The following is a 21,364-nucleotide window of genomic DNA, read 5'->3' on the forward strand; positions in this document are numbered from 1 at the left end:
AATCAAGCGGTAATGCTAAAATATCGTAAGTTTGGAATAATACCCTTTTTATTGGCTTGAGGTTAGTGATGACAAAAATTAAAGTATGGGACGGTTTTATCCGAAGTTTTCATTGGCTGTTAGTAATCGCTATGGCAACACTTTACTTTAGCGCTGAAGAAGCAATGATGGAACTGCATTTTGTTGCAGGCTTTTTTACAATCGCACTACTGGCTACGCGACTTATCTGGGGCTTTATTGGCAGTAAAACTGCCAAGTTAAGCGCGCTTATTCATTCACCTATTAAAGCATTTAAGTCGTTTACTGAAACAGATGAAAAGCCAGGCCATGGCGCAGCGGGTAGTTATATGGTGATTGCATTTTTTGGTTTGCTGATTGTGCAATTAATTTCAGGGCTGATGAATAGTGATAGCATTCTTATTGATGGCCCTTTGGCGGAATATGTTTCAAGCGATACTGTGGATTTTGCCGGTTGGCTTCATAGTATCAATTTTGATATTTTATTTTATGCGATTGTTTTGCATGTTGTAGCGATTGCTATTTATAGTATTAAAGGCAAGCCATTAGTTAAAGCGATGATCACAGGCAGTAAAGAGCAGCAAAGTCCCACTCCAGCAAAATCAGTGACCAAAGCTCCTTGGCTAGCTTTTGCCATTTTTGCTGTGCTGTTAATTGTGCTAATGCTTACGTGGGGTAAAGAGCCATTGAGTTATTTATTTAGCTAGAATTTATCTTTGCGGTTATGACATTTAAGTTACCGCTAAAAAAAGGCACTGAATTCAGCGCCTTTTTTGTTTGTTTTATTGATTAGCTTTTATATTAATCTTTAAATGATTTGTGGCAGTCTTTACAGCCTTTAGCCCATGGACTAAATGCTTTAGCAATAAGCTTTTTATCGCCTGTTTTTGCCGCCACAGCTAACTCATCAGCGTACTGCTGAAAAGCGGCTGATTTTTTCATAAAGGTTTCGTTGTCACTCCAAATTTCAGGTAATGCAGCGGTATCACCTTTATCACTACCTTCTACAAATGCTTCCCATGGCATTTTTGCTAAAGCCGCCGCATTGTCGGCGCGTTTTTGAAAACGTTCTGCGTCAAAAGGAACTTTACCTTTTAGCATATCACCCATGTCACCAATTTGTACGCGGATCATTGAAAATGCAGCTTGACGATATTCGATGGCGTCGCTTGGTTCTTCAAATATTGAGTTCGCCGATGCTCCAAATGTAACTGCTGATAATGCAGCACCTAAAAATAACGATGTTAATTTCATTCCTTTTACCCCTTAGTTTATTTATTCATTACCAGAATAATTTATGTTATACCCTAACCATTATAAATAATTTTTCAAGTTTAGCTTAGCTCAGCTTTAATATCAGATTTTAGTCACCGATATCAATGTCGGCAAATATCATTCCTCTGCGCATACTTCGAGTTGCAAGAAACACCTCTCCAAGTAATGCTAAAAACGCAAAAATAAGTAATGCCATTGCTATTACAAAACAAAAAGCGATAGTCACACCTAAATTAATTGATTGAATATGCGATAAGAACAATAACATAACCACAGTACATACCAATAGTGCACTTAATACGCTAAAGCTAAATGCAATATGGATACAGCGCGAACGTTTTAGTAGTGCTCTGAGTTCTGTTGCTAAAGTTAGATTAAAGTTTTCATCAACGCTTACTTTTAATCTTCGCTCAAGCTGACGTGCACGATCGGTTATACGAGCTAATCGGTTCGATAACACGCCAAGGGTTGCTGCGATACCGGTAATTAAAAATACCGGTGCAACAGCTGTTTGGATTACTTTTGCCATGGTTAAAATATTAATAACGTCTGAATTCATTCATTGCCTCGAGTCGTTTTCTCTTGTTTTAGCGGCGAAAATCAATTTCGTTTACAAGTTTTTACAATTGTTTATTTTATGTTTGTTTTGTTTTTTATCAAAGGTTTACTTTATTTTTTATGTTCAAAATTAATAAAGTATATGTTTTATATTTACTAAGTGTTGGTACTAATAGCCTAGTCACTTTATATTGCTTGTGAAACTTTGTTTCATCATACAACAAGCAAAATAAAACATAACCATCCCAGGGGATTAAATATGTATTCTAAAGGAATTAAGTATTCAGCAATTGCACTAGCCGTTACAGGGGCTTTATGCGCATCTGCACAAGCAAATAATGATTATACTAAATATAATTTATCGTCACAAAAAGCAGTAAAAGCAAGTACGGTCGCAAAAAAAGAACAAATAAAAGTAGGCGAAGCGACGAGCTGGCTAGTTAAATTAAATGCCCCAGCCTCTGTTGCTGCTAAGTCTTTAGGTCAGGATGTTACTGCAGCGCAAGCGCAAGTAGCGAATGCACAAATAAGTGTAGAAAATTCGATTTCTAGCATGGGCTTACCAGTGCAAGTCATTGCTAAAACATCGACATTAATTAGTTCAGTCGTTGTTAATGGTAATAAAAAAGATATTCAAAAACTATTAAGTAATGTGCAAGTTGCTGATATTTATCCTGTATATGATTATGAGTTACATGTAGCTGACAGTGCAGACTATATTACAGCAACGCCTCTAGTTGATAACGTCCTTGCAACAGGTGAAGATGTTCGCGTTGCGGTACTTGATACTGGTATTGATTATACTCATAGTCAATTTGGCGGTGCTGGTACAGCTGAGGCATATCAGGCGGCTATTGCTGACCCTGCAACGGTAGATTGGCCTCAAGGTAAAGTTTTAGGCGGATATGATTATGTTAATTTTGATGATGATCCAATTGATGTTTCAACTAATCATGGTACGCATGTATCACACTCAGTAAATGGTATTGCCCCAAATGTTGACTTATTTGTTTACTCTGTTTGTGATAGTGGTTGTAGTGGCTTAGCTCAGTTATTAGCACTAGAAAATGCAATGGATCCAAATAATGACGGTGACATTTCAGACCGTGTTGATGTGATTAACATGTCTTTGGGTGGTACTTATGGCGATATTGCCACTGATGCTGTGTCGTTATTTATCAACGAAGCCGTTAAGTTAGGCACTAATGTTGTGATCTCTGCAGGTAATGATGGTGCATACCCATTTATTGTTGGCGGTCCAAGTACCACTGAAAATGCGCTATCAGTAGGTGCCATGACACACCCTACTAACGAGGAGTCGGTAGCTAAAGGGGTGGTTAATGGTGACGAAACTGTAGTTCAGGCACCTAGTTTTGGTCCTCAAACAGCCTTTTCTTATACTGATAATGATTTTGACGTTGTCTACCCTGAAACAAATCAAGATGGTTGTTTAGCTTTTGCTGAAGATGTCGACTTCACAGGTAAAGCGGTCATTATTGATCGTGGTGCATGTGCATTCACTGAGAAAGTATTAGCAGCGCAAAACAACGGCGCTATATTTGTCATTATTGCTAATAATGTTGATGATGGAGCCGCATCGCCAATGGGTGGAGAGGATGCTGCTGTAACGATTCCTTCTATCGGAGTAACACTCCCAGCAGGTGATGCAATCAAGGCCGGAGGGTCTTTTGCGTTAACCGTTGAGCGTTTAGTTATGTCTGGTGCTATTGCCAGCTTTACTTCACGTGGTCCATCTATGGGGGGGTTATTGAAACCTGAAATTACTGCGCCAGGTGTTAATATCATGACCGCGCACCCTGGTTTAGGTGATGGCTTAACAGGTGTATCGGGTACATCGTTTTCTGGCCCTATTACGGCAGGGGCGATGAGTTTGTTAAAAGAAGCGTTACCAGAGCGTAATGGCCTTGAACTTAAAGCAACACTGATGAATACCGCAAACCTTAATGTAACGATGGAATCGGCTGCGCTTAACCCCGATACAGAGCTTGCACCTATTAGTTATATTGGTGCGGGTTTAGTTGATGTTAATAAGGCGGCTAATTTACCTGTAGCCGCATGGGCGCAAGATACTAAACAGGCGGCGTTATCGTTTGGTTTAGTTAATACAGCAGAAGTGGTTGAGCTTACCAAAACCATTGAAGTTAAAAACTTCTCAAGTGAACCTAAGGTCTATACGCTTTCTTTAGAACAGCGTTATCAAAATGATATCGACCGTGGCTCATTTTCTCTGGATTATCCTGAAACGATTACAGTCCCTGCAGGCCAAACATTCTTATTTGATGTGGTTGCATCGATTGACCCAGCAACATTACCAGAATGGACGCTGGATGCATCTAACATCGGTTCTGTTGACGCGAGTGCTGATTTAACAAACCTTGAGCTAGATGGTGCATTGGTTTTCTCTGATGGCAGCGAACCTGCCTTTCACTTGGTTTATCATGTATTGCCTAAAGCGAATGCGAAAGTAAGCATTACGCCTGTTGCTACTGAAGAAGGGCCTGCACACCAAATTACCAATACCGGTGCAGTCGAACTTGCACCTGTTTTTTCGCCTGTTGTAGCTGTGGACGCAGTGGATTCAGAACATCGTTTTGATATTGTTGGTACATCAATTGAAACATTTGCTGTTCCTGCTGAGGTCTGTGAGCAAGGCTTTTTAACACTCACAACAATGGTATTCAATGAGGGTATTACACATACCTATGTTGGCGGCTTTATGGCTGACTTTGATATCGACCAAGATGGTATCTACGATGCTACAGCGCAAAACGGTATGCTAGAGTGGTTCGAAGATGTTGAGCCTGGTACCGCAATTTCATTTACCCATGGTTATGGTGAATCTTCAGGCTTATTAGATGATATTTATCAAGTCACAGGTAATAACCATTTAACGCTAAGAAGCTGTATAGGTGGGTTAGGTTTAACTGCTGAAGATATGGAAACCACTACGGCTACAGTGCGTTTTCGTACTGAAGAGGCTACATGGTCTCCACTTGCAAGTAACACCGGAGACGTTGTTATGGGCACTTACACATTCACTGATGCGACAGAAAATGTATATAGCATGATGGTTGATGAATCAGATAATTTTGTTGATTCATTAGCACCGGGTGAATCAGCGATGATTTTAAACGCAGGCGCTGATTTTATGATTCTATCTGATTCAGGCTCAGAGCTTTATGTTGCAACACCCGAAAGTGATAGTAGTGCAAAGCCTACACTTGAAAATGCGACTTTTGATGTTGATGAAAATACTGCAACGGATACTGTGATTGGCAGGCTAGAGGCATCTCATGGTGCTGATATGGCAAACCCGGTATCTGAATTTATTGTAATTAATTCAACCTCAACTGCCGTATCCGTTAATGCCCTAGGTGATGTTGTAGTAATGGATGAGGCGCTCCTTGATTATGAGGCTGGCTTGATGAGTGTAGAGCTTGAAGTTGTTGTTACTGATACAGCAGGCAATATCTCTGAGTCAGCAAGTGTCACAGTAACTGTCAATAACGTTGCAGATGAAGGCACTGAAGTAACGCCAGTTGTCGACGCAGAGCAAAGCTTCACTGTGCAAGAAAACTCAGCAATAGATTCGGTGATTGGCTCAGTTACTGCAAGCGATCCAGATGCAGAAGTAACTCCAATCGCGAGCTATACAGTGACAGGCAGTGAACTGGTAAGTATTTCAGAGTCCGGTGAATTGAAAGTGGCAGGAGCTATTGACTATGAGGCAGTGACAGAGCTTAAGGTTATGGTTGTAGCTATTGATTCTGATGGTCATGAGTCTGAACCTGTTGAAGTAATGATTACTGTTACTCAAGATCCAGCTGAGGATGTAGTAACACCTGCTCCAGAGTCTTCAAATAATAATGACTCAGGTTCACTTGCTTGGTTTACATTGCTCCTTGCGCCATTGGCATTTATGCGTCGTCGTAAACAAAAATAATATTTAAGTTAAGTATGTAAAAGGGAGCTTCGGCTCCCTTTTTTACATTCAAATATAAACTTTATGGGTGGTGTGTCAGAAAGTATGCTGAAGAAATAAAGGAGGGTGACAGCCAAAGCAAGATGATATATTTGAGGTTATGAAGACACAAATAGATATCAGCTGCCCCGACTGTCACAGTCCCAGTTTAAAGAAAAACGGCATAAAAAGCTATGGCAAGCAGAACTACCAATGCAAGGACTGCAAACGTCAATTCATTGGTGACCATGCCTTAACTTATAAGGGCTGTCACTCTAAAATAGAAGACATCATACGGCTAATGACGGTGAGAGGTTGCGGTGTTAGAGACATAGCTATTATAGCCTCAGTCAGTATCGGTAAAGTATTGGGCACCATAGGCTCATCTGTTTATAAGATCGCGCCTAAGAAGCGCTACTATGAACGCTTAGAGGTTGATGAGTTCTGGACTTACGTGTATCGCAAGAAGCGTAAAGTCTGGCTCATCTACGCTTATGACCGTGCTACTAATGAGATTGTCGCTTATGTCTGGGGCAAACGTGACTTAAAAACAGCTAAGAAGCTAAGAGCACGTTTAAAGCAACTTAAAGTAAGCTATGGCTCTATCAGTATGGACAACTGGGATAGCTTTAAAACCGCCTTTAAAGGTGATCACAAACAGGTTGGCAAACAGCATACCATAGGTATAGAGGGTAATAACTGTCGCCTTAGACACCGATTAAGACGAGCGGTTAGAAAGACTTGTTGCTTCTCAAAAAAGCTTGATAATCATTTTAAAGTGTTTGATTTGGTGTTCTTTTACATCAATTATGGCTACGTCTGATGCCAGCATACTTTTTAGAACACCACCACTTTATGAAATTATTTTGGATTACCCGCATTACTAGTTAAAGACCCTTCAAGTTTATTAAAAAGGGATGCTTTAGTGAATGGAGTAACTCACCAACAGTATTAAAAATCAATGGTGTACCTAAACGTATGCAGGAGTTTGAACAATGTAAGCGCAATTGTTATATTCATAATTTTGTTTTGTTATTGAGCTATTCCAGCTGCAAATAAGAAGACGCTAATTTAATGTAATTGGTATAAACCTGAGCAATCAATATATACTTTAATCTTTGAGGGGTTGTCATTCGTGATAATTAAAATCAGCGTAAAGAGAAGCTCTGAGTAATATTGGTTGTTTTTAGCTTCTGTTGTTGATACTCAGTATTAAATAGCAGCATAATGAAAAGCACACAAAGTTGTCATATTTATCACGGTCACTTTTACAAATTAAGGAATTGTTTAAATTAATAAAGTACTTAAAAGGAAACTATTATGGAAGAAAATCAAAGACCTGAATCTGAAACAACACAATCAACTACGCAGCCTTTAGAGCCGCAAGCTGCCCCTCTTGAACCGACTAATAAAGAGGAGCATACTTGGGCTATGGCTTGCCACTTAAGTGCACTTGTTGGTTTTTTTATTCCATTTGGCGCCATCATTGGCCCTTTAGTTATATGGCTCATCAAAAAGGATGAAATGCCACTGGTTGAAGTACATGGTAAGAAATCACTTAATTTTCAGCTTACATTACTGATTGCTTATGTGGTTTGTTTTATGCTGATGTTTGTTGTTATTGGTGTGATTTTACTGCCTCTGGTTGCTATTTTCTCGTTTATTATGGTGGTGATTGCCGCTGTTAAAACCAACGATGGTAAAGAGTTTTCCTACCCGATGACGATTAACTTTATAAAATAATAGCTAGCAAGCTAGGCATTTTTTTAACCCAGCTACGGCTGGGTTTTTATTTGTGTGAATTAAAGGTGCTATGGCTTATTTAACTCTATTTTTTACGGCATTTGTCTCTGCGACTTTACTACCAAGTTCATCAGAACTGGTGCTTACAGCGATGGTAACCGAAGGGGGTTATTTACTATGGTTACTTTGGTTGGTGGCAACGTGTGGCAATGTGCTTGGTAGCTGTACTAGTTATTGGCTAGGTACACAAATAATGCGCTTTAAAGATCGTCGCTGGTTTCCTGTTTCATCAGGGAGTATCACGAAGGCTGAGCTGAGCTTTGAAAAATATGGCGTGTATAGTTTATTTTTTGCATGGTTGCCGATTGTTGGCGACCCACTTACGGTTGTTGCTGGGATATTTAGAGTACGCTGGTGGACGTTTTTGTGGATTGTCACCCTTGGCAAAGGAGTTCGTTATCTCGTCGTACTCGCCTTTGCCACGGGGCTTGATAAGATTATTATTTAGTCCAATCAAGGGTTAATGATACAGAGTCAGCAAAACGCAATGCATGGGGTTTATCTACTCTTACCTTGGTGTAATTGACACTGCTGTGGCTATGGCACACAGCTAGAATTTCAGCGACCAACTTTTCAAGTAATAAAAAGTGTCCTTGCTCAACAATACTGATTACTTCTTTGGTGATTACTTTGTAGTTAAGTGCTTGCTCTACTTCATCAGTTTCGCAGGCTTGATCAGCTGGGTAATGAATTTCTAAGTTAATCACAACATCTTGTTTTTTTTCACGCTCATCAGGATTAAAACCAATGTATGTACGCAGGCGTAAGTTGGTTACGTTGATAATTGCATTGGCCATTAGCTCAACCTTTTACTAGTTGTAAAAATTCATTACGAGTTTTTGAATTTTCTCTAAAGCTACCTAACATAACCGATGTACGCATACTTGAGTTTTGTTTTTCGACACCACGCATCATCATGCACATATGCTTTGCTTCAATGATTACGCCAACACCTTTAGCACCCGTTACCTCTTCAACCGCTTTGGCGACTTGATGAGTGAGTTGTTCTTGAATTTGAAAGCGACGTGCGTACATATCAACAATACGAGCAAACTTAGATAAGCCAAGTACTTTGCCATCGGGAATATAAGCAATATGGCAGCGACCAACAAATGGCAATAGGTGATGTTCGCACATAGAGTAAAGCTCTATGTCTTGAATAAGTACCATATCATCGGCATCAGAAGTAAAAACTGCGTTGTTGGTGATTTCATCTAAGGTTTGGCGATAGCCTTTAGTTAAATACTCCATAGCTTTGGCTGCGCGTTTAGGGGTATCGAGTAAGCCTTCACGGTTAGGATCTTCACCTACAGCGCTGATAATTTCTTGGTAACTGTTTTTTAGTTCATTGTGCATAATGTTCTCAATTATTTATAAATTAGTTATTTTAAATGCCGGCCACCATCGACAGGTAATGAGCGTCCTGTGATGTATTGGCTATTTAGTAATAATTCGACACTGTTGATAATTTCTTTACAGCCTGGTTCGATAGCCATTAATGATTTTTTTAGCGTTTTTTGGCGATACTGTTCATCATCACCTTCATTAAAAATAATTAACGAAGGGGCAATCGCATTTACTTTTATATAGGGGGCATATTTAGCTGCAAATGATTTTGTAAGGTTTTCGAGTGCAGCCTTACTAGCGGCATAAGCTAAGTGCTTTGGGCTACCTTTTTCAATTACATAATCAGTTAAATGGATAATGTCTGCAGGCTGATTATGCTGCTGGTATGCTAATAACAGCTCACTCACAGCTAGGTTTATTAAATAAGGCGCTTTAGCATGAATACGCATCATGTTATCAAATAATGCAGCACTGTCAGGGTTGTTTGCTTCACAGTCCCAGCTAGAGGCATTATGAATAACCGCTTTTAACGACTGACAATGTTGCTTTAATAGCGTAATAAATTCATTAATTGCGGTATCGGTATTAAAATCTGCGTAGAGGCAAATTGCACCTTGTGCTTCGAGTTTATCAATAGCGGCATGGCGAGTACGATAGGTAACAATAATAGATTGCCCAGAAGCAATAAAGTGTTCGGCCAATGCTAAACCAATTCGTTGGCCTGCACCGGTTATTAAAATCGGTGATGTCATAAAGTATGTTGTTCTCAATTTAACACGGTGTTTTATTCCGCCCACTATAAACTAAATGGCGGTAATATTTCATCCATAGTGACGCCAGCTATACGTAAAAAACCTTTACAACGATCAACGGTTTTATTTTAGCCTGATATAAAAAAGCAGTTAACGAATAGTCATTGGCGTTAACTGCTCTTAATTTAGCGTGTGATAGCTGTAATTAGCTATAAATAATTACAGCTCATCATAAATTGTAGGTATTGCTTGGCGTTTATGTTGGGTATGTTTGTATATTGCGATGAGCTTTTCTTCTACTTCGGTCGCGACTTCTTTGCCTTCTAAAAAGTCATCAATTTGCTCATAACTTAAGCCTAATGCTTCTTCATCTGTAAGGCCTGGGCGGTCGCATTCTAAATCAGCCGTTGGCGTTTTATGAACAAGAGCGGCAGGGGCTCCTAATTGCTCAGCAAGGGCGCGAACTTGGCGTTTTGACAAACCAAACAGGGGGGCTAAGTCGCAAGCACCGTCACCAAACTTGGTATAAAAGCCAGTAATATTTTCTGCGCTATGATCGGTGCCAACCACTAAGCCTTGGCAAAAACCGGCAATTTCATACTGCGCTACCATGCGCTGACGGGCTTTGACGTTGCCTTTAATAAAATCAACTTGAGTTTGTTCAGGTAATGACTCATCCGCGCCTACAATCGCGGCGAGTGCTTGCTCATGCATGCCGTCTGCGCCGGGTTTGATGTTAACTGTGAGGCGTTTACTTGGCTTGATAAAATCAAGTGCCATTTGTGCTTCATCTTCATCGGCTTGCACGCCGTATGGTAAACGCACAGCAATAAATTGATAGTGAGGTGTAGTGTGTGCTTGATTCAGTTCATCAACAGCAAGTTGGCATAAACGACCGCAGGTTGAGGAGTCCACACCGCCACTAATTCCTAAGACTAAAGAGCGACACTTGGCAGCCTCTAGGCGATTTTTTAGAAAGTTGACTCGACGGGTGATTTCAGCGGTTACATCTATAGTCGGCTGTACTTTCATTTCAGCAAGTATCTCAGCGCGCATTGGTTTGCTCCTCGTGTTGATTAGGGGGTAATTATGTAATGAGATTAACCGAAGTTAAAGCCCTAAATGTTGTTTTATTTTTGCAAGCTCGGTTTTTAGTTCGTCAATTTCAGCCTGTAATTCACTGAGTTCATCGGTTTTAAATTTAGTCACTGGTACCGGCTCTGTGAGGGGGCTAGGGCTTTTCGCATCACAAAATAAATGGCTATAACGGCTTTCGCGTTTACCTGCTTCTCGTGGGTGTTTAGTTACCAGATCTAAGCCCGTTAATGTATTCAGTGCGGCTTCTACTTCATTAACATTATTAAATTCAGCAAGGCGATTACAGCGTGTTCTTAATTCGCCAGGTGTTTGTGCGCCTCTTAGTAGCATTAAGCAAATAATAGCGCGTTGTTGCTCACTGAACTGTAAATTGCCAAACTCGGTATTGCAAAAGCGATGTGCATATTTATTTACTCGTCCAGATAGCCCTTCATCGAGGGTAACTAAGTGTTCTGAAATTAGTTCATCTAGGGTGTTTTGTACTTGCTCTTCACTCAGTGTAAGTATTGGGTCACGGTTTGACTTTTGGTTGCAAGCATTGGTTAAACTATTTAAAGATAATGGGTAATGCTCTGGCGTAGTGCTTTGCTTTTCTAATAAACAGCCGATTACTCGTTGTTGATTTACGGTTAACTGCATAATATTTCTCTGCCTACTTAAAGTCTTAGCTTAGCGCGTTATTGATGGCTTAGCCATTGTTGTAGCATAGGATTAAGGACTTTAAAATCAAGTGGTTTCGTTAGGTAGTCATTCATGCCGGCAGCTAAACACTTTTCTCTATCGCCTTGCATGGCGTTAGCTGTGAGCGCAATTATTATTGTCTCTTTATATTCCTCTCCCGCTTGGCCTTGACGAATTGCTTTTGTTGCTTGATAACCGTCCATTTCTGGCATTTGGCAATCCATTAAAATGAGTTGATAAGGTGCTGAGGCTTTTTCTTTTATTTTAGCGATAGCTTCAAGGCCATTTTCAGCAATATCAAAATTGACTCCTGCTTGCTTTAATAATGCAGACGCCACAACTTGATTAACTTTGTTATCTTCAACTAAAAGCACTGTAACACTTTTTTCATCGGCAAAATTACTTAAGGTTACCGATGTTTGTGGTGGCGTATTAATTTGTTGTTGCTCTATGTATTTATCGTTCGCTAAAGCATCGAATAAGTCTGATGGAGTTAGTGGTTTAAAGATAATGCTGGCAATCTCAAAAGGTAAATTCGCTTCCTCACGAGAAAAGCCCATTGGTGCCATTAGAATCAATTTACAGTGATGTTTGGTTAAATATTGGCTAAGTGCTGCAATGCTTTTAGTATCGCTTTGCTGGAAAAAGTAATAATTGAGTAACACTGCGTCAAATACGTTGTCAAAGGCCGCTAGTTGCTGTTGGCAGTTTTCGTAATTGTTGAGAGTGTTAACATTACTGCCCCATAAGCTTAGCTGTTTACTCGCGATGGTGCTACTTAAGATGCAGTCATCAATTATTAGTATTTTTTTATTCTTAATCAAGTGGCTGGGTAGTTGTTCTTCAGTTTGCACTGGATGAACTTTAATAGTAAATGAGAATGTACTACCTTGACCATATACACTCGTAGCACTGACTTCGCCACCCATTAGTTCACAAAGCTGCTTTACAATTGCAAGGCCAAGCCCGGTGCCGCCGAACTGACGCGTCGTAGAGGTGTCTGCTTGGGTAAATGAATCAAAAAGTGTATCTTGTTTATTTGCTTTGATACCAATTCCGGTATCAATAATAGCGCAACGTAAAAAGGTGCCTTCAAAGCTATCTTTAACTTCTGCCGTTACAATTACTTCACCATCTTGAGTGAATTTAGCGGCATTTCCAAGTAGGTTATTAATAATTTGACGCAAGCGGTTAGGATCGCTTTTAATCACATTAAATGTGACTTTGGTGGCATCTAAAATCAATTTACTATTGTTTTGTTCTACCTTTAGTGCAAATGACTCGACAATTTCACCGAGCAACTTAGAAAGGTTAAATGTGACATGTTCAATGTCTAGCTTGCCGGCTTCGATTTTAGAAAAGTCTAAAATATCATTAATAATACTTAACAATGATTGCGCTGATGACTGTGCCAATTCGATATGATGCTTTTGTTGTTTATTAAGCTGGGTTTGCTTGACAATATTGAGCATGCCAAGTACCCCATTCATAGGAGTACGAATTTCATGGCTCATACTAGCTAAAAACTCGCTTTTAGCTTTTACGGCTTGCTCTGCAGTTTCTTTGGCGGTGACTAATTGTTGCTCGGTTTCGATACGTTGCTGACTAGAGTGAAGACTACCAATAAGCGCAGCCACGGCGATTAAAAAACCTTCCTCATTGTGAGTCCAGTGCCGTTTGTTACTTGATTGCTCAGCGCAAACAATGCCCATAACACCAGAGCCTGCGGGAATAATAACATTGAGCATTGATTTAATTTCAAGGGGCTTAAGGTACTGAGCGGTTAAAGGGCTGAGCATAGCGTGATTTTGTGCATCTGTAGCGCTAACCACTGCATGACTTTCAATGGCGGCAAAAAAATCCTCTAATTCACTTTTAAGCCATGGTTTTGCAGTGCTGTAGCTAAGATCATGATTACCATGGAAGGCAAAAAGCTCTAGCTTGTCTTTTGCAGTGTTGAATATCCAAATGCTTGCTCTATCTACTTTTAAAGCATGGCAAATTGCTTGAGTAATAATAGCTTTTGAGCGACTTAGCTCACCCGTTAGAATTAAATCATTAGTGGTTAACGATGCGAGCATTTCGTTGTGCAATGCTATTTTACTATTTTCTAACTCAATCCGTTTGCGGGTATCAATATTTTGTAATGAGCCAAAAATACGCACGCATCGGCCATTTTTTTGCTCTGGCTCACCATGCATAAGTACCCATACGGTTTGCCCTTCAGAATTTATTATTTGTAATTCTACCTCGTAATTCTCGTTGTGTTTAATTGCTCTTTCAATGAGCTTCTGTATTGTATTACGGCTTTTACCTGACTTAAAATAGTTTAAATTAGTGGGCCAGTCGGGCTGCTTATCAAGAGGATATTTAAATATTTTCTTGGTCATATCTGACCAGTAAACTTGCTGATTCTCTAAGTTAAATGACCATGCCCCAACTTGTGCCATATTGCTCATGGTCACGAACATTTGTTCGCTTTGTTGTTGGCGGTTAAGCATTTTTAAAAAGAAAACAAAGGCCCAAATTAGCATCCCGCAAATTGTTAAAATAGTAAATCGTAATGGCCAGATACTTGAACTAGCAGGATCCCATCCCGATTTAGGGCTTACATATAGCTGCCATTCTCCGCCTTGAAAGTGCAGTGGGAATGATAGCGGATCGTTACTTAAAATATCAGTTGAACCTCGAAAATAATCCCCCTCAGTACCAAGACCATCACGGCCCTGTAGCGCTACAAAGTACTCTTCTTCAAGTTCATATAATCCTGCTTTGGTGTAAATTTTATCGATGTCTAACCCCACCGATAATAGCCCCCAGAATTTTTCATCAGGTTCCAAAAATACAGGTACCTTGGCTATTAAGGCTTGCTCTCCTTGTATCAATTCCAGAGGCCCAGCCATAACAATGTTATTGGTATCACGTGCTTTGAGAGCATTGGAACGGTGTTTTTCATTTTCTAAAAAATTAAGGCCAATAGCTGCTTCATTACCTTTTAAAGGGTAGGCCATGCTAATGACCATATTAGGCGCACCGGCAATATTTCGTAACTCAGAGGAGGTTTTAAATAATGGGGCTGCTATTTGTGCGAATCGTGCTTGATCTAAGTTTGGCTCTGCAGCTATTGCTACGCCAAGACCTCGAATTAATTGAATGTTAGCTACTAGAGTGGATTCAATTTGGGTGCGATAGGTACTGACCTCAGAAAGAACCTGCAGCCTTTGTGCTGCTTTTTCACGGTTGTAATTAATGTGATCGAGTACAAAACCTATTAATACAATCAGTACTAGGGAAACCCAAAAAGCGATTTTAAAGTTAGTGGTTTGAAGTTTTTTATTGTTTTTTTGCAAGGGCATCAGCACATCAAACTTTATTGTTAGGCACATTAACTATAGCTAATTTATACGTAGGTGACAGTACCTACGTGGGATTAATTATAGTTATTTTTTTATTGATATAGTGTGTAATATTATTTTTTCATAAAACACAGGTTATGATGGGTTAATACCCGTCAAGGAATACGTTTATGGTTAAGGTAATAAAATGGTTGGTGCTGAGTTTATTAATAATAGCTTTACTTGCTACTGGTGTTTTGTATGCAGTGCTAACGCTTAGTTTGCCCGCCCTTGATGGCCAAGGGAGCAGTAAAGCAGTGACGAATAAAGTGCTCATTGAGCGTGATAAATTAGGCCAAGCCGTTATTCATGCAAGTAACCGTAATGATGCCGCTTATGCACTTGGTTTTGCCCATGGCCAAGATCGTTTTTTCCAAATGGATTTACTACGCCGCAATGCCGCTGGCGAACTCAGCGAGTTATTTGGTAAAGCAGCTATTAATTTAGATAAAAAAATGCGCTTTCATCAATTACGCAAACGAAGCCAATTTATTTTCGAGCAGCTTCCTGAGTCGGATAAAAACTTATTAGCTAGTTATGCAACGGGTGTAAACGAAGGGCTGGCACAAATTGGCTTTAAGAGTTTTGAATATTTATTAACGGGTACAGAGCAAAAGCCATGGCAAAGTGAAGATAGCCTGTTAGTTATTTTTAGCATGTACCTAGATTTACAAACGGCAACCTTTGAGCGAGATAAGGCGCTGATTCAAATTGAACAGCAATTTGGCAGGCAAATGATAGCGTTTTTAACCCAGCCAAGTACTCATCAAGCAGCATTAGATGGTAGTAAGTTAGCGCCTTACTCAGGTGGGATCCCCGCACTTGAACAGAAAGTCGGTACTCATGTTGAGATTGCAGCCAATCAAGAACGCGGCAGTAATAATTGGGCGGTAACAGGTGCATTAACAAGTACGGGCGCTGGTATGCTGTCGGATGATATGCATTTATCTATGGCAGTGCCGGTTATTTGGTATCGGGCGCAACTTAATTATCTTAAAAATGGGCAACAGCATCAGATTACTGGCGTATCTTTACCCGGCGCGCCCGCCATTGTGGTTGGCACTAATAATAAAATCGCGTGGGGTTTTACCAATGGTTACCTTGATACTGCTGATTGGATTGCGATTAATGACACCCATAAAACGTGGCAAGTAAAAGAACAAATAGCGGTTGCAGGTACAGTTGATGAAGATTACTCAATTACCATGAGTGAATACGGCCCTGTACAACAAATTAATGATAAACCGTATGCGTTAAGCTGGGTTGCTCATCATGATTATGCGGTTGACATGAGCTTACTAAAATTAGAGCAAGCTACAAATGTTGATGATGCATTAAGTATCGCTGCTGAAATCGGGATCCCTGTGCAAAACTTAGTAGTGGTTGATAGTCAAGGCAGTGCAGCATGGAAAAATATGGGCGCAATACCAGCACGTAAAACCCCTAGTGAACTTGCAGTACCTGAGGGGCGCTATTCTCCAAAGTGGCACGATAATGAAGTTATAAGACCAAGTGTTAAAAACCCTAAAGATGGTCGGTTATGGACGGGTAACTCACGAGTAGTTTCAGTCCAAGATGATCAACGTTTTGGTAATGGTAGTTATGCACTTGGCGCTCGCGCAAGTCAAATTCGCGATAGGCTTTATGAAAAACAGCAATTTAATGAAGCTGATTTTAACCAATTACAGCATGACAACGAAGCTCGATTTTTAACGCCCTGGCATACTTTATTGCTTAGCCAATTAAAGGCAGCGCCACAAAAAAATAAGCAGTATATACAAGCTCTTGATAGCTGGCAGCGATGTGCTTGTGCAGAGTCTGTAGGATATACATTAGTTAGGCATTTTCGTGATGAAGTGATTAATAGTTTATTTGGTAGCATTGAGAAAAACCTTCAGCAACAACAAGGTAGCTTAGAGTACATAAAGCGTGATTTAGAGCCAGCAACATGGCAACTGATAAAGCAACAGCCAGCCAGCTGGTTAAATAAAAAGTATGCTAATTGGTCCGCGCAAATGGAGGGTGCTTTTGAATTGGTAGTTAAAAAGTTAACTGCCAAATATGGTAATAACTTGCAAAGTTGGCAATGGGGTAAGGTTAATGAGTTAGTGATAGAGCACCCATTTGCTAAACAGATGCCTATTTTAAAAAGCTTTTTAAATATGCCCAGTGCGGTAGGTTTTGGTGATAGCTACATGCCTGCAGTACAAGGTACTAGCTTTGGTGCATCGCAGCGCTTTATTGCGCAGCCTGGGCATTTAGATAAGGCAATAATGGCAATACCTGGTGGGCAATCAGGGCATCCGTTTTCGAGGTTTTATCGTGCTGGGTTTGATGACTATATAAAAGCTAAGCCAACGCCATTGTTACCACAATCGGTGATTCATCGACTCACGATTAAGCCATACTAGCTTGTAGCAGTATATTTGCGCTGGCGGCATTTTAAAGGCGCCTGATGGTACTCAATACATGGATGATAAGTGAGCGCTGGGCGCGGTAAGTGACCATTTAGGGCTAATTACGTATTATCGGCTAGTTGATAAAGCAAAAATGTTGGCAGTGGTTCTGCCAGCTATACTAGGCTTAGAGTGCATCAAGTGGTTACTAAAAAAGTGACTAATTACACTTTTTATCGTAGCTTAAAAAACTCAGCCAATGTTAATATATAAAATTGAATGGTATTTTTGTGCCATTATTTCATATCTGTTGAGCTGAGGTTTGCTTTATTCAGCAGGTATTAATCCCTTTTGCCAAAAGGAGTCGTGTATGTCGGCAGAAAAAACCCACCTTGAGATTTGCAACTTAAGTAAAGAGCAGTATCCACAAGTAAAAACCTTGATGGATCAAGCTTACCCTGGTTTAGGTGGGGCATGGCCAACGCACACTATTTTTAGATTAATAGATCAATTTCCTGAAGGGCAATTAGGCATAATTGATGATGGTGTTTTGGTTGGCTTAGCGTTAAGTGTGCAAGTTGATTACAATCGTTTTTCTAATCCACATACTTACGAAGACATTGTTGATGGCCACGACCGTGTATTTAGCGACCTAGAAGGCGATGCTTTGTATGGCCTTGATGTGGTCATTTCTTCTACTCACCGTGGTATGCGCTTAGGCCGCAGACTTTATGATGCGCGCAAAGAGCTTTGTCGTCAGTATAACTTACGAGCTATTTTAGCCGGTGGTCGTATTCCGCGCTATTTTAATCATAGTAAGGATATGAGCCCGACGGAGTATATTGCTAAGGTTGATCATAAAGAGCTTTATGATCCAATTTTAAGTTTTCAGCTGTCAAATGATTTTCAAGTAAAACGGCTACTTAAAAAATACTTACCAGAAGATCAGGAGTCAGTAGGTTATGCCACGTTACTTGAGTGGAATAACATTATGTATGAACCAACCGACACGGTACTTGAATCGACTAAATCGATTGTGCGTGTCGGTGCAGTGCAGTGGCAAATGCGCTGCGTAGACTCGGTTGATGAATTATTAAAGCAGGTAGAGTATTTTGTAGATACGGTATCTGATTACAAAAGTGACTTTATCCTCTTTCCTGAATTTTTTAATGCGCCGCTAATGGGCTTAACTGAACAAAAAAGCCAAACTGAAGCGATTCGTAATTTAGCTGAATACACTGAAACATTCCGCGATGCCATGTCGCGTATGGCTGTTGAATATAACGCCAATATTATTACCGGTTCTATGCCACTTTCAGAAAATGATAAAATTTTCAATGTTAGTTATTTATGTCACCGCAGCGGTAAAGTTGACGAGCAACGTAAAATACATATTACCCCGCATGAGCAAAACGATTGGGTAATTCAAGGTGGTGATAAAATTGCCGTTTTTGATACCGATGCAGGGCGAGTAGGCATTCAAATTTGTTATGACGTAGAATTCCCAGAACTGTCGCGTATTTTAGCCAAACAAGGTCTAGATATTTTGTTTGTGCCATTTTGGACCGACACCAAAAACAGTTATTTACGTGTTCGTCACTGTGCCCAAGCTCGTGCGATTGAAAATGAGTGCTATGTAGTGATTGCAGGCTCAGTTGGTAACTTGCCAGAGGTAGAAAGCCTCGATGTACAATACTCACAATCGGCGGTATTAACGCCTTCGGACTTTTCGTTCCCGCATGATGCAACGCTTAATGAAGCAACCCCGAATACAGAGATGTTGCTATTTAGTGATTTAGATATGGATAAGCTGAAAATTCTTCACAGTGAGGGGACCGTACGTAACTTAAAAGATCGCCGTGAAGATTTATATGATGTGATTCTAAAAAAGAGAGATAATTAATGGCGTGGATGTATTTAATTATTGCTGGCTTACTTGAAATTGGCTGGCCTGTAGGCTTAAAAATGTCGCAAGAAGGTGAAAACCGTTGGTTAGGTATTGGCATTGCAGTGGTGTTTATGGTTGCCAGCGGTTTTATGCTATGGCTTGCTCAACGTGATATTTCTATGGGTACATCTTATGCCGTATGGACGGGGATCGGTGCCGCGGGTACGTTTTTAGTTGGTATTCTTTTTTATAACGATGCTGCCAGTTTTGGTCGTATTGCTGGGGTGCTGTTGATTATAAGTGGTGTAATTACGCTTAAAATAAGTCATTAATTCAATTATTTAAAGTGTGGCAATAGCCGCACTTTTTATATTGGTAGTATCACTAAGATTGCTGCTATGGCGATTAACACAAGCCCCACACTATCTTGGTGTTTGAGCGGCTGTTTTAACCACAATATTGATATTAAAATAGTAAAAAACACTTCTACTTGACCCAAGGTTTTTACATAAGCAACATGTTGTAAGCTCATGGCACTAAACCAACCAATAGAACCAATACAGCTAAAAAAGCTTACTGCGCTAGTCGTGCGTTTATGTGCCCACATCGCACAAAATGTTGCGGGTTCTTTAAAGGCAATATAACCACATAACATAATAGTTTGTAGGCTAATAATAAACAGCAACACCCATGCGGCAGAATAAGGAAATAGTAGCCCTGAGTTAAGGCTCGCTTCGCGGATCCACGATGAAGACAATGCAAATGCAGTACCACAGGCTAAACCTAGTAGAGCCGTTTTCAAGCTAAAGTGCTTAACATTAGTGATTCCGCTTAATAATAAAACGGCTATAGAGCCAATAAATACACCCAGCCAACCTAGTACTGAGAGAGTGGCACCAAAAAACAATACTCCTAAAATAGCTGCTACCAGCGCTTCACTCTTAGCAAGCCCTGCGCCGACGGCAAAGTTATTCATTTTAAATAATTGCACCATCAACCCTGTCGCTATAATTTGTACTATGCTGGCACCGACAATATAACTAACAAAAGATAGGTTAAAAGTTGGTAAAGCAGCATCCTGATAAAGATATAAAGATGCTAAATAAGCCAAGGCAATTGGACTGGCAAGAATAAAGCGTGCAAGTGTTACTCCTGCAACGCTCACATGTGCACTGAGTTTACTCTGCAGGGCATTACGCCACGATTGCATAAAAGCCGCTAAAATAGTTAAAAAAATCCAAGTCATAATAAAAAACAAAAAATTTGATAGATGGGTAAGTTACCAGTAGAGAAACGCTAATGCGAATCCATAATACGGAATATGAAAATATATTGGCTGCGACAATTTGTCACAGTTTCAAACTAAGCAATCTGAGCTATAGTAATGGTGATGTTATTGTTAGCCGTCATTACTTATATCAGTAGTGACGGCTTTTTTATGCTAGTTTATTGAAAAGTAATAAGAGGAATAACAATGACAACTTTACTGATCTGCGCTTTACTTTCGGTATTAATGCCTTACCTTGCCAAAGTACCGCTTGCTTTAGCGATGCACAAGCTTGACGGCTACGACAACAAGCACCCGCGTGCTCAGCAAGCAAAGCTAAAGGGTTTTGGCGGGCGGGCTTTAGCTGCACACCAAAATTGCTTTGAAGCGCTTGCGGTATTCGCCGTTGCTTTGGCGGTAGTGCTTGGTACCAATAATGTGCATCAAGTAACTGAGCTTTTGGCTGCTACTCATATTATAGCGCGTGTTTTATATTGTGTTTTTTACTACTTAGACCTGGATGTGCTTCGCTCATTAGTGTGGTTTGTTGGTTTAGGCGCAGCTATCGCGATGATTGTGGTCAGTTTCTAACGTCTATACTCAAACCACCTCAATATGCGAGTTTCAGTTGGAATTAAAAGCGATTTAGGCAAGGCATTGATTGCAAATAATAGTGGTTCTATTGTAAAAATCAATAACGCAGTATAAATCGCTTTTAAGCCAACCCTTTGGGCGTTTTACAGGACTTACTCTCATCGTTGTTCCATCTTAAAAGGGACTGCCATTCTTGCAAAGTAACGCCTTGATATTAAGCCCCTGTGAAACGCTGAATTCTGCATCTTGAGATGGGTTGGGTATATATTTAAAAACCACAAAGCAAGCGGCTAAAATAAGGCGCTTGCTT

At 40.1% G+C, this 21,364-nt stretch carries 18 protein-coding genes; 9 read left to right on the top strand and 9 right to left on the bottom strand.

What is annotated here, in order from left to right:
• Nucleotides 1-68 precede the first annotated feature (68 nt).
• A complete protein-coding gene (locus ACT3S9_RS00925; protein ID WP_441834018.1) occupies nucleotides 69-725 on the top strand; it encodes a cytochrome b/b6 domain-containing protein in 657 nt (218 codons plus the stop codon).
• Between the two features lie 94 nt (nucleotides 726-819).
• Here the strand turns inward: ACT3S9_RS00925 and ACT3S9_RS00930 are convergent, their stop codons facing one another.
• Nucleotides 820-1,272 carry a c-type cytochrome gene (locus ACT3S9_RS00930; RefSeq protein WP_441834019.1) on the bottom strand — a complete coding sequence of 151 codons (453 nt, stop codon included), beginning with the start codon at nucleotides 1,270-1,272 and terminating at the stop codon, nucleotides 820-822.
• Between the two features lie 109 nt (nucleotides 1,273-1,381).
• The gene (locus ACT3S9_RS00935) at nucleotides 1,382-1,852 is read right to left on the bottom strand and encodes a DUF2721 domain-containing protein (RefSeq protein WP_441834020.1); all 471 of its coding nucleotides are present in this window, start codon (nucleotides 1,850-1,852) and stop codon (nucleotides 1,382-1,384) included.
• A gap of 258 nt (nucleotides 1,853-2,110) precedes the next feature.
• Here ACT3S9_RS00935 and ACT3S9_RS00940 point away from each other — a divergent pair, with 258 nt between their 5' ends.
• The 4 genes from ACT3S9_RS00940 (at nucleotide 2,111) to ACT3S9_RS00955 (ending at nucleotide 8,084) form a co-directional block, all read left to right on the top strand.
• Nucleotides 2,111-5,815, top strand: a complete 3,705-nt coding sequence (locus ACT3S9_RS00940) for a S8 family serine peptidase (protein WP_441834021.1) — start codon at nucleotides 2,111-2,113, stop codon at nucleotides 5,813-5,815.
• 139 nt (nucleotides 5,816-5,954) lie between these two features.
• A complete protein-coding gene (locus ACT3S9_RS00945) occupies nucleotides 5,955-6,656 on the top strand; it encodes an IS1 family transposase (RefSeq protein ID WP_443489204.1) in 702 nt (233 codons plus the stop codon).
• A 497-nt stretch (nucleotides 6,657-7,153) separates the two neighbouring features.
• Nucleotides 7,154-7,576: a DUF4870 domain-containing protein gene (locus ACT3S9_RS00950; RefSeq protein ID WP_441834022.1), complete on the top strand. Its 423-nt coding sequence runs from the start codon at nucleotides 7,154-7,156 to the stop codon at nucleotides 7,574-7,576.
• 70 nt (nucleotides 7,577-7,646) lie between these two features.
• A complete protein-coding gene (locus tag ACT3S9_RS00955) occupies nucleotides 7,647-8,084 on the top strand; it encodes a YqaA family protein (protein ID WP_441834023.1) in 438 nt (145 codons plus the stop codon).
• Here the strand turns inward: ACT3S9_RS00955 and folX are convergent.
• The 6 genes from folX to ACT3S9_RS00985 all read right to left on the bottom strand — a co-directional run bounded on the left by folX (nucleotide 8,077) and on the right by ACT3S9_RS00985 (nucleotide 14,870).
• The gene (folX, locus tag ACT3S9_RS00960; protein WP_444750660.1) at nucleotides 8,077-8,433 is read right to left on the bottom strand and encodes a dihydroneopterin triphosphate 2'-epimerase; all 357 of its coding nucleotides are present in this window, start codon (nucleotides 8,431-8,433) and stop codon (nucleotides 8,077-8,079) included. The two genes, ACT3S9_RS00955 and folX, sit on opposite strands and share 8 nt — an antisense overlap.
• Nucleotides 8,434-8,437: 4 nt before the next feature.
• The gene (gene folE, locus ACT3S9_RS00965; RefSeq protein WP_441834025.1) at nucleotides 8,438-8,992 is read right to left on the bottom strand and encodes a GTP cyclohydrolase I FolE; all 555 of its coding nucleotides are present in this window, start codon (nucleotides 8,990-8,992) and stop codon (nucleotides 8,438-8,440) included.
• Between the two features lie 26 nt (nucleotides 8,993-9,018).
• On the bottom strand, nucleotides 9,019-9,735 hold the full coding sequence (folM, locus tag ACT3S9_RS00970; RefSeq protein ID WP_441834026.1) for a dihydromonapterin reductase: 717 nt from the start codon (nucleotides 9,733-9,735) through the stop codon (nucleotides 9,019-9,021).
• 219 nt (nucleotides 9,736-9,954) lie between these two features.
• The gene (nadE, locus tag ACT3S9_RS00975) at nucleotides 9,955-10,791 is read right to left on the bottom strand and encodes an ammonia-dependent NAD(+) synthetase (protein ID WP_441834027.1); all 837 of its coding nucleotides are present in this window, start codon (nucleotides 10,789-10,791) and stop codon (nucleotides 9,955-9,957) included.
• Between the two features lie 54 nt (nucleotides 10,792-10,845).
• Complete coding sequence (locus tag ACT3S9_RS00980; RefSeq protein ID WP_441834029.1) at nucleotides 10,846-11,472, bottom strand: YceH family protein; 627 nt, start codon at nucleotides 11,470-11,472, stop codon at nucleotides 10,846-10,848.
• Nucleotides 11,473-11,510: 38 nt separating this feature from the next.
• Nucleotides 11,511-14,870, bottom strand: coding sequence for an ATP-binding protein (locus tag ACT3S9_RS00985; protein WP_441834065.1), 3,360 nt, complete (start codon nucleotides 14,868-14,870; stop codon nucleotides 11,511-11,513).
• A gap of 170 nt (nucleotides 14,871-15,040) precedes the next feature.
• Here ACT3S9_RS00985 and ACT3S9_RS00990 point away from each other — a divergent pair, with 170 nt between their 5' ends.
• From ACT3S9_RS00990 to ACT3S9_RS01000, 3 genes are all read left to right on the top strand, one after another.
• Nucleotides 15,041-17,320, top strand: coding sequence for a penicillin acylase family protein (locus tag ACT3S9_RS00990; RefSeq protein ID WP_441834030.1), 2,280 nt, complete (start codon nucleotides 15,041-15,043; stop codon nucleotides 17,318-17,320).
• Between the two features lie 355 nt (nucleotides 17,321-17,675).
• Nucleotides 17,676-19,208, top strand: a complete 1,533-nt coding sequence (locus ACT3S9_RS00995) for a GNAT family N-acetyltransferase (RefSeq protein WP_441834031.1) — start codon at nucleotides 17,676-17,678, stop codon at nucleotides 19,206-19,208.
• Nucleotides 19,208-19,525, top strand: a complete 318-nt coding sequence (locus ACT3S9_RS01000) for a DMT family transporter (protein WP_441834032.1) — start codon at nucleotides 19,208-19,210, stop codon at nucleotides 19,523-19,525. The genes ACT3S9_RS00995 and ACT3S9_RS01000 overlap by 1 nt, the downstream gene beginning before the upstream one ends.
• Nucleotides 19,526-19,560: 35 nt before the next feature.
• Here ACT3S9_RS01000 and ACT3S9_RS01005 read toward each other — a convergent pair whose 3' ends face one another.
• Nucleotides 19,561-20,439, bottom strand: a complete 879-nt coding sequence (locus ACT3S9_RS01005; RefSeq protein WP_441834033.1) for a multidrug transporter — start codon at nucleotides 20,437-20,439, stop codon at nucleotides 19,561-19,563.
• Between the two features lie 228 nt (nucleotides 20,440-20,667).
• On the opposite strand from ACT3S9_RS01005, the gene ACT3S9_RS01010 reads away from it, so the two are divergent.
• Nucleotides 20,668-21,051, top strand: coding sequence for an MAPEG family protein (locus tag ACT3S9_RS01010; RefSeq protein ID WP_441834034.1), 384 nt, complete (start codon nucleotides 20,668-20,670; stop codon nucleotides 21,049-21,051).
• Nucleotides 21,052-21,364: the final 313 nt, after the last annotated feature.

Source organism: Pseudoalteromonas sp. AOP31-A2-14 (assembly GCF_052378035.1).
Classification (GTDB): Bacteria; Pseudomonadota; Gammaproteobacteria; order Enterobacterales; family Alteromonadaceae; genus Pseudoalteromonas.

Coding starts and splice junctions, on each gene's coding strand:
- ACT3S9_RS00990 (WP_441834030.1), top strand. CDS start 15,041: ATGGTTAAGGTAATAAAATGGTTGGTGCTGAGTTTATTAATAATAGCT.
- ACT3S9_RS00930 (WP_441834019.1), bottom strand. CDS start 1,272: ATGAAATTAACATCGTTATTTTTAGGTGCTGCATTATCAGCAGTTACA.
- ACT3S9_RS01005 (WP_441834033.1), bottom strand. CDS start 20,439: ATGACTTGGATTTTTTTAACTATTTTAGCGGCTTTTATGCAATCGTGG.
- ACT3S9_RS00940 (WP_441834021.1), top strand. CDS start 2,111: ATGTATTCTAAAGGAATTAAGTATTCAGCAATTGCACTAGCCGTTACA.
- ACT3S9_RS00935 (WP_441834020.1), bottom strand. CDS start 1,852: ATGAATTCAGACGTTATTAATATTTTAACCATGGCAAAAGTAATCCAA.
- folX (WP_444750660.1), bottom strand. CDS start 8,433: ATGGCCAATGCAATTATCAACGTAACCAACTTACGCCTGCGTACATAC.
- ACT3S9_RS01010 (WP_441834034.1), top strand. CDS start 20,668: ATGACAACTTTACTGATCTGCGCTTTACTTTCGGTATTAATGCCTTAC.
- nadE (WP_441834027.1), bottom strand. CDS start 10,791: ATGCGCGCTGAGATACTTGCTGAAATGAAAGTACAGCCGACTATAGAT.
- ACT3S9_RS00945 (WP_443489204.1), top strand. CDS start 5,955: ATGAAGACACAAATAGATATCAGCTGCCCCGACTGTCACAGTCCCAGT.
- ACT3S9_RS00985 (WP_441834065.1), bottom strand. CDS start 14,870: ATGCCCTTGCAAAAAAACAATAAAAAACTTCAAACCACTAACTTTAAA.
- ACT3S9_RS00980 (WP_441834029.1), bottom strand. CDS start 11,472: ATGCAGTTAACCGTAAATCAACAACGAGTAATCGGCTGTTTATTAGAA.
- ACT3S9_RS00995 (WP_441834031.1), top strand. CDS start 17,676: ATGTCGGCAGAAAAAACCCACCTTGAGATTTGCAACTTAAGTAAAGAG.
- ACT3S9_RS00955 (WP_441834023.1), top strand. CDS start 7,647: ATGGCTTATTTAACTCTATTTTTTACGGCATTTGTCTCTGCGACTTTA.
- folM (WP_441834026.1), bottom strand. CDS start 9,735: ATGACATCACCGATTTTAATAACCGGTGCAGGCCAACGAATTGGTTTA.
- ACT3S9_RS01000 (WP_441834032.1), top strand. CDS start 19,208: ATGGCGTGGATGTATTTAATTATTGCTGGCTTACTTGAAATTGGCTGG.
- ACT3S9_RS00950 (WP_441834022.1), top strand. CDS start 7,154: ATGGAAGAAAATCAAAGACCTGAATCTGAAACAACACAATCAACTACG.
- folE (WP_441834025.1), bottom strand. CDS start 8,992: ATGCACAATGAACTAAAAAACAGTTACCAAGAAATTATCAGCGCTGTA.
- ACT3S9_RS00925 (WP_441834018.1), top strand. CDS start 69: ATGACAAAAATTAAAGTATGGGACGGTTTTATCCGAAGTTTTCATTGG.